The 8096-nt window shown below is 60.0% G+C and carries 6 protein-coding genes and 3 pseudogenes; all 9 read right to left on the reverse strand.

Annotation, left to right across the window (positions count from 1 at the left end; all coding sequences use genetic code 11):
- Nucleotides 1-181: pseudogene (locus tag AC1DH9_RS18660) on the reverse strand (BatB protein); the annotation flags it as partial.
- Complete coding sequence (locus AC1DH9_RS18665; RefSeq protein WP_054597167.1) at nt 174-668, reverse strand: DUF4381 domain-containing protein; 495 nt, start codon at nt 666-668, stop codon at nt 174-176. The pseudogene AC1DH9_RS18660 and the gene AC1DH9_RS18665, both read right to left, overlap by 8 nt.
- The gene (locus AC1DH9_RS18670) at nt 665-1609 is read right to left on the reverse strand and encodes a DUF58 domain-containing protein (RefSeq protein WP_477808559.1); all 945 of its coding nucleotides are present in this window, start codon (nt 1607-1609) and stop codon (nt 665-667) included. The genes AC1DH9_RS18665 and AC1DH9_RS18670 overlap by 4 nt, the downstream gene beginning before the upstream one ends.
- Nucleotides 1610-1614: 5 nt before the next feature.
- The gene (locus AC1DH9_RS18675) at nt 1615-2574 is read right to left on the reverse strand and encodes an AAA family ATPase (protein ID WP_019690591.1); all 960 of its coding nucleotides are present in this window, start codon (nt 2572-2574) and stop codon (nt 1615-1617) included.
- Nucleotides 2575-2854: 280 nt separating this feature from the next.
- Nucleotides 2855-3919, reverse strand: a complete 1065-nt coding sequence (locus tag AC1DH9_RS18680) for an autotransporter domain-containing protein (RefSeq protein WP_427537476.1) — start codon at nt 3917-3919, stop codon at nt 2855-2857.
- A gap of 335 nt (nt 3920-4254) precedes the next feature.
- On the reverse strand, nt 4255-5013 hold the full coding sequence (locus AC1DH9_RS18685) for a PIG-L deacetylase family protein (protein WP_477808560.1): 759 nt from the start codon (nt 5011-5013) through the stop codon (nt 4255-4257).
- Between the two features lie 231 nt (nt 5014-5244).
- Nucleotides 5245-7130 (reverse strand): annotated as a pseudogene (locus tag AC1DH9_RS18690) (glycogen debranching protein).
- 116 nt (nt 7131-7246) lie between these two features.
- Complete coding sequence (locus AC1DH9_RS18695) at nt 7247-7564, reverse strand: DUF2934 domain-containing protein (RefSeq protein WP_477808561.1); 318 nt, start codon at nt 7562-7564, stop codon at nt 7247-7249.
- A gap of 21 nt (nt 7565-7585) precedes the next feature.
- Nucleotides 7586-8096 (reverse strand): annotated as a pseudogene (locus tag AC1DH9_RS18700) (malto-oligosyltrehalose synthase); the annotation flags it as partial.

Here is an 8096-nt window from a genome sequence, read left to right on the forward strand (position 1 = left end):
GTGCTTGCTGGCGCCAGGTCGGCAGGTTGGCACGCGCACGACGCCGGGCCAGGCCTTCAAGGTCGGACAGAAAGCTGACCTTGAGCGCCGGTTCGCCGCTGTCAGCGACCGGCAGCACAACCCGCATCAGCCACGGCAGTGGCAGCAGGGCGAAGATCCATGGCCAGGCGAACTCAAACATGCTTGCGAATCCAGGTGTCGACGGCTTGTGTCAGGCCGGCGATGGCCTTGTCGTCGAGTTTGCATTCCGGTTTGTAAGCGCCTTCAACCAGAATCATCCAGCGTGTCAGGCCGGCGGCCGGGCACCGGTTGTCGAGAAACGCCAGCCATTTACGACCGTTCAGGGTGTGGCTCTGGCTGTAGGGGTAATGGTTGCGGCACAGACGCTTGAGCAGCCCGTTGAGTTGCTGCAACCAGGCACCGGCGGGCGCACCGTCATAGGGTTTGGGCATCTGCGCCAGTTCCGCCAACGCCGCCAGACGCACCGGGTCCAACGGCTGTTCGGCGCGCACGATAGAGCGCTTGACGGGAATAAAGCGACGCAGTTGCCACAGGCCAAAGCCGATCAGTGGCAGCAGCACCAATAGCAGCCACCAGCCCGGTGCCGGCGGCCAGAACTCGATGGGCGGCGGAGTCATCAGGGGTTGCAGTTGATCGAGGCTGTTCATTGGCTTTTGCCCGGACGTTTCGGGTTCAGGTACTCACGCAATTGTTCGACCATTTCGCTTTGAGTGCTCAGCGGCATTAACAGCACGCGCAGTTTCTGCGCCAGCAATTCCCAGTGGGCGATACGGGCTTCAGCCTGGGCGCGATAACTTTGGCGCAGGTCGACGTTCAGCGTATCGAGTTCAAGTTGCGCCCCTCGCTCGGCGAAACGCAGTAAACCGGCAGCGGGCAGGGCGTGGTCCAGAGGGTCGGAGACCGGCAGCAACAGCAAGTCACAGTGGCGCGACAGCAGGCTCAGTTGCTGCTCGGCGCCTTCGGACAAGGCGCGCTCGTCGCAGATCACGATCACCAGGCTCCCGGGGCGCAGTACTTCGCGAGCGCGGCGCAAGGCCATGCCCAGGCTGTCGCGATCCGGCTCGCTTTCGGTCGTGAGGGACTGGTTGACACGTACCATGCGGTTGAGCAGTTGCAGCAGGCTTTGCTTGCTGCGCCGGGGTTTGATTTCGTAGTGCTCGTTGTCACCGTACACCAGCCCGCCAACGCGGTCGTTGTGTCCCAGTGCAGCCCATCCGATCAGGCTCGCGGCTTGTGCGGCCAACACCGATTTGAACATCAGCCCCGAGCCGAAGAACAAGCGGCGACTTTGCTCGACCATGATGAAAATCGGCCGTTCGCGCTCTTCGTGAAACAGCTTGGTGTGCGGTTCCTGGGTGCGTGCGGTGACGCGCCAGTCGATGGTTCGCACATCATCGCCGGCCTGATAGACCYGCACCTGATCGAAGTCCACGCCACGCCCGCGCAGTTTGGAGTGGTGCAGGCCAATCAGCGGGCTGCGCTGGCTCGGCGTGGAAAACAACTGCACTTCGCGCACGCGATGGCGCATCTCGATCAGCTCGGAGAGGCTGACACGGATACCCGGTTCGGGCGCAAGCGGCTTGGTCATCGGGGTCAAGCGACGGCAACGACGTCGAGAATCCGCTGGACCACGCGGTCCTGGTCAATGCCAGCGGCTTCGGCTTCGAAGGAAAGAATGATGCGATGGCGCAACACGTCGAACAGCACCGCTTGAATGTCTTCGGGGCTGACGAAGTCGCGACCGGCCAGCCAGGCGTGAGCACGGGCGCAGCGGTCGAGGGCGATGGAGCCACGCGGGCTGGCGCCATAGGCAATCCACTCGGACATTTCCGGGTCGAACTTGCCCGGCGTACGGGTCGCCATGACCAGCTGCACCAGGTATTCCTCCACGGCGTCGGCCATGTACAAACCAAGGATCTCCTTGCGTGCAGCAAATATCGCCTGCTGGCTGATCCGCCGCTCGGGCTTGGTTTCGCCATGCAGCGCTTCACCGCGGGCCTGTTGCAGGATGCGCCGCTCGACGGCCGCGTCCGGGAAACCGATTTTGACGTGCATCAGGAAACGGTCGAGCTGGGCTTCAGGCAGTGGGTAGGTGCCTTCCTGCTCGATCGGGTTTTGGGTCGCCATGACCAGAAACAGCGGCGACAGCTCATACGTGCTGCGGCCCACGCTGACCTGCCGCTCGCCCATGGCTTCGAGCAAGGCCGACTGGACCTTGGCCGGTGCCCGGTTGATTTCGTCGGCCAGTACCAGGTTATGGAAGATCGGTCCCTGCTGGAACACGAAACTGCCGGTTTCCGGGCGGTAGATTTCGGTACCGGTGATGTCGGCAGGCAGCAGGTCGGGGGTGAACTGGATGCGATGGAATTGTGCTTCGATACCTTCGGCAAGCTCTTTGATGGCCTTGGTCTTGGCCAGGCCAGGGGCGCCTTCGACCAGCATGTGGCCGTCAGCGAGCAGAGCGATGAGCAACCGCTCGATGAGTTTTTCCTGGCCGAGAATCTGCGTTGAAAGAAAGGTTCGCAGCGCAAGCAGCGCTTCACGATGTTCCATCGATGACTGTTCCTGGAGAGGGTGAGCAAAGGCGTTCGAATAACGCCAGGGCTGGGGGCGTTACTTTAATCCATCGCAGGGGGTGGAGACTAACGGCGATCAGGGATTTTTTGGGTTTTGTGGGCTGGTTTGGGGGATATTCAGGTTTTTTGCCGTGCAGAGCCTGAATCAGCGCTGTTTTGCGCGCGACCGGTGGGCGCACGGCTTGCCGGCGATGGCGATCTTACGGCTGCCATCGCTGGCAAGCCGTGCGCCTACGGTTCGCAAATCTCCCTGACAGTCACCAACGCATCCGCACCCCGAGGCTGCCGATCAATCCATACAAGTCGTTGTTGACGGTCGCGCTGTTGTAATCGCCGCTGACATACAGGCTGACAGTGGGTGTGACTCTAGCCACCAGGCCCAGTCCCAATTCGATCGAGGACGCGTTCCGGCTGCTGCTGAGCTTGTCGACCTGACCGAGGGTCACAGTGTCGGAGGTATTGACCGTATGCCAGAAATTGGTACGAACATAGGGTTCGATCGGCAGGCCCTTGATGGCGTAACTGCCTTTCAAGCTTGCACCGACCCTGCCGCTCCAGGACGTCAGGTCGGTGGATGAGGCATTGGCGCTACCGGCATACGGGGTGGCCAGGCTAATACGCTGGTTGATCAGTTCCGCCTGGGGTTCGATTATCCAGTTTTCGCTGATGCCGATGGGGAACCCGCCTTGCACCGAAAGGGTCATGGCGGTGCCTTCAGCGGCTTGGCGCTGGCCCTGGTCATTGAGGCTGTAGCCATTGACCCGACCACCGCTGGCGGTCAAATCCACGTGCCAGCCGTTTGCGCCGGTCAGGCTCCAATAGGCGCCAAGATTGGGGCCTTGCACGTTGAGGGTGTTGTTCGGGTCGACAATGGCAGAGCTGGCCAACAGGCCATTGCCATTGCCCTGAAACTGGTTTGTACCGCCCATCAGGCCAACGCGCTGAGTGCTGCCGCCGCTGCTTTGCAGGGTAATCAACGCCGGGGCCTTGAGCTCGGAACCGCTCATGCCGGAAAACGGTGAGCTGAGGACGTCGCGCTCTGCGCTCCTGGCAGGCTGGCCATAAACCCGATCCCAGGCAGAAGGAGCGGCTTGCTCGACTGTCAGCAACTGATTATCAAGGCCGGGATTGCGGATATAGCGGATGCTGTTACCCCTATCAGGCGTCGGGAGGTTGAGCGCCGGGACATCTTGCTGATACCAGGGTATCGCCTCGTCCTCGGCAGAGGACGCCTGAATCTCCATGGATGTGCACAGCAACAACGAAGTGGAAACGGTGTACAGAGTGATTTTGATCTCGTGTTGGATGAAGGAGGTGTTCATGGAGGGCTACCTTGCAATMGCATGCCATATTTCTAATTGGCGTCTCTCCTACCCCGAATGAGGGGCGACCGATTTCATTGAGGCAAACCCCTCCGCCCCGCTTCAGCGGGTTTTCAAGGCGTGCCCCAGGAGGTATTTCCGGGGGTAGTAACGTTTAGCTAAGAAGACCGTTGGCGTTGCGTCAAGAAATTGAACGATGAGTGGTATGTCTAATTTAGGCTCTGCAACTGACTGATATTTAGTAATTATCTAAGTTGTTGTTTATTGGGGGCGACGGGTGCATTGGCCTGTAAATCAGCATTTTGAACAGCGCCAACGCATCACCTCTTTCGCGGTCATACAAAAATGATTTCATAGGGTTGACGCATTCGCGCCAGGATCGCCCTGGGCAGCATCGGCGCGATGCCGATCTCCGGTTCACCGTTCAGCTGGCTGGCGTACGCATGGGTGGCATGGCATTTACGTGCGACGGTCCAGGTGTCGAGGCGAACCTTGCGGGCACGGTGCCAGGGAATCAGCCCATGATCGCGTGCGGGCCAGTGCCAGGCCCAGACCGGCACTTCATTGAAACTCGCGCCCACCATAAGGGCGGCTTTTGCGGTGGCTCGACCTACCGTGTCATGGTCGATGATGCCGTCCTCGCTCCAGGTACTGAACACTACATCTCCCGCTCGCAGGTAGCGTGCGATGAATTGTGTCAATTGGAGTTCACGCTCGGCCAGCCCGTTGTCGGTGAAACCGCCGCGAATCCATTTCAGGCTATGCATGGGCAAACCGAGGCGACGCAGGGCTTCGACGCTTTCCTGTGGGCGGAACACACTCAGGCGCTTCTCCGACCAGAGGTTCGAGCCTGGATGACTGGCGCTGCCATCGGTGATCGAGATCAATTGCAGGGGGTGGCCAAGGGTGGCGAATAGCTGCAGCAGGCCACCGCAGGTCACGACTTCATCACCCGGATGCGGGGCGATCACCACCGCGCGAGCGCCTGCTGGGATAAGGGTGGATGTGCTGATGACGGGAATATTGTCCAGTTGAYGGGCAGTGTTCCAGATCTGCACAGGCAAACTACTGTCGACGAGGGTGCTGGATTTCATGGCGATACGTCCTTGTTCTGGTGTGCCGTCACACGTATTACGGCAGGCTGAACACTCCGGCGCAGACCCCTTGCGGCCGGATGATCACAGGGCACAGCGCTCCAAACCCTGGATTGCTGCGAGCAGAGTATTGCTCATAGATCACCATTCGTCGCCTCGTCACCGCCCTGAGGAGCGTTTTTTTATGAAGTGGCTTGCTAAAGCGCTGCCGATGAGGCTGGCAGTTGCGTATCAGTCTTGCTCCTCATGCTGCAACTCGAACAGCAGCAATGAGCGTCCGGTTACCGAATACTGATGATTGAAGTCGAACCGCTCCTGGCCCTGAATCGAGGGTTGGTTGGTGTCAATCATGCAGGTCCAGAATCCGCCGTCAGGCACTTCCGGTAGCAGGAAATTGACAATGTCGTGATGAGCGTTAACCACCAGCAGCAAGGTGGCGTCGGCGCCTTTGCGACGGATTCCGGTTTCCTGGGCGCGTCCATCGAGCAGCATGCCCAGGCATCGCCCGTGGCTATCCTGCCATTGTTCGGTGGACATTTCGCTGCCGTCGGGTGCCAGCCAGGTGACGTCCTTGACGCCAATATCCTCGTTGTAATTGCCCACCAGAAAGCGTCCGCGCCGCAGAATCGGATAGGCCAGGCGCAGCTTGATCAGGCGTTTGACGAATTTGAGCAAGGCCTTGCCGTCTTCGCTCAGGTCCCAGTTGACCCAGCCAATTTCGCTGTCCTGACAGTAGGCGTTGTTGTTGCCGTGCTGGGTTCGGGCAAATTCGTCACCGGCCACCAGCATCGGTGTGCCTTGGGCCAGCAGCAGGGTGGCGAAGAAGTTACGCAGTTGCCGCTGGCGCAGCGCATTGATCTCGGGATCGTCGGTGGGGCCCTCAACGCCGTGATTCCAGGACAGGTTGTGATTACTACCGTCCTGGTTTTCTTCGTCGTTGGCTTCGTTGTGTTTTTCGTTGTAGGAGACCAGGTCATTCAAGGTGAAGCCGTCATGGGCGGTGACGAAGTTCATCGAGGCGTAGGGACGGCGGCCGCGTTGATTGAACATCTCCCCCGATGCCGTCATGCGCGCGGCGAAGTCGGCGAGCTGGCCGTCATCACCTTTCCAGAAGGCGCGTACGGTGTCGCGGAAGCGGTCGTTCCACTCGACCCAGCCTGGCGGAAAATGGCCGACCTGATAGCCACCAGGGCCAATGTCCCAAGGCTCGGCGATCAGTTTTACCTGACGCAGGATCGGGTCCTGGCGGCAGGCAACGAGGAAGCTGTGACGCTCGTCGAAACCGTCGTGGTAACGCCCGAGGATGGTCGCCAGGTCGAAGCGGAACCCGTCGACATGCATTTCGGTGGCCCAGTAACGCAGCGAATCGGTGACCATTTGCAATACACAGGGGTGGCTCAGGTCCTGCCCTTGTGCAGCAGGTGCTGGTCATTAACGAAGGCGTGTATCGGCATCAGCTCCACCGACGACACGCCCAGTTTGCGGATGTGCTCCAACAGGTCATCGACCATCAACCCGGCGAAGGTCCCGCGCAGCGCTTGCGGGACGGACGGGTGACACATGCTGATGCCGCGTACGTGAGCTTCATAAATGATCGTTCGATCCCACGGCACATTGACCCGATGGTCATGGCCCCAAGTGTGCGCCGGGTCGATGACCTTGCACTTGGGCACGAAGGGCGCACTGTCGCGTTCATCGAAACTGAGGTCGGCGTCGGGGTGGCCGATGGTGTAGCCGAACAAGGCTTCGGACCACTTCAATTTCCCCACCAACTGTTTGGCGTAGGGGTCGATCAGCAATTTATGGTGGTTGAAGCGGTGACCGTTTTGCGGGTCGTAAGGCCCATAAACCCGGTAGCCATAGATCTGCCCCGGATGAGCGTCCGGCAAATAGCCGTGAAAGATTTCGTCGGTGTATTCCGGCAGTTCGATACGTTCGAGCTCGACTTCACCGGCGTCGTCGAACAAACACAGTTCGACCTTGGTGGCGTTAGCCGAAAATATCGCGAAGTTGACCCCCAGACCATCCCAGGTCGCACCGAGCGGGAAGGGCAAGCCTTCACGGATTCGCGAGGCCTCGACGTGAGGTGCTGGCGCGGTTTTTTTTGGCGTGGTCATCATTGCTCCTGCAATTGGGCTTGGGTGTCGGCGCCGGCATTGCTGGTTTCTCAACGCCGAGCCAACCCCGAAGTGGCGAATCTGCTCGCCACGCGGTCAATCAGAGCCTGGCACTCTCAACCGGCTGGCTTGYGCGGTGCTCGAGGCTTTTTTGCGGTCACCGGCTTTTCACCCGGTGGCGTTACCACCTTGGCGGTTGTGGCGGCTTTGGTTTTAGGCTTGGTCGCCGGGGGCTTGCTGGCTGCGGTTTTGCTGCTGTTGGTTTTGCCGCTATTGGGTTTGGCGGTTCGGGCAGGTTTGGTCGGGGCCAGGGCTTCGGCTTCTGCCAGCTTGCACGCCATCTCCCAGTGGCGCGTCTCCTGGCCTTCGGGTTTCCCCTCGGACTCCCAGATCAGATAGGCAAATTCACGAATGCGTTTGTCATCGGTACTCATCGCAATGCTCCTGAGTTGAGCTCAAGTCTGGATAAACAGATTGACCGGGAAATCTCCCAGCGCGGCGCTGATCAGCAATTCCTTGTGGTGTGTGACTGCACCTGTTGTAAAAAGTCCCTTCAGCTTTTCTTCGGCGGCAGTGAACGGCAGTTTGACCCGGGTATCGCCCCAGAGCAGGGCAGGTACTTGCGGTGTGGCACTGCTTTCCAGCAGCGACGCAACTCGCACCGGCACCAGCACAATCGCCCGTTGGCCGTTGAGTTCGCGGGCGAAAGCCAATACCCGCCCAGCCTGGCTGCCCACCACCTGCAACGCTTGATAACGGCCCCGCTGAAACAGTTGCGGGTATCGCGCGCGTAACGCCAACGTGTGGGCGATCAACGCCTGTTTGATGCGCCCGTCACGCCAGTTGTGCAGCAACTGTCGAGTGTCCACCGGCGTATGCAATGCTTGCTGGCGGACGGTGAAATCAACCGGTCGCCGATTGTCCGGATCCACCAGGCTGAAGTCCCAGAACTCATTGCCCTGATAC

It is taken from the genome of Pseudomonas sp. 05T35 (genome assembly GCF_056396605.1).

Excerpts from the sequence above, each read along its gene's own strand:
- AC1DH9_RS18665 (WP_054597167.1), bottom strand. The coding sequence starts at position 668 with ATGAACAGCCTCGATCAACTGCAACCCCTGATGACTCCGCCGCCCATC.
- AC1DH9_RS18675 (WP_019690591.1), bottom strand. The coding sequence starts at position 2,574 with ATGGAACATCGTGAAGCGCTGCTTGCGCTGCGAACCTTTCTTTCAACG.
- AC1DH9_RS18680 (WP_427537476.1), bottom strand. The coding sequence starts at position 3,919 with ATGAACACCTCCTTCATCCAACACGAGATCAAAATCACTCTGTACACC.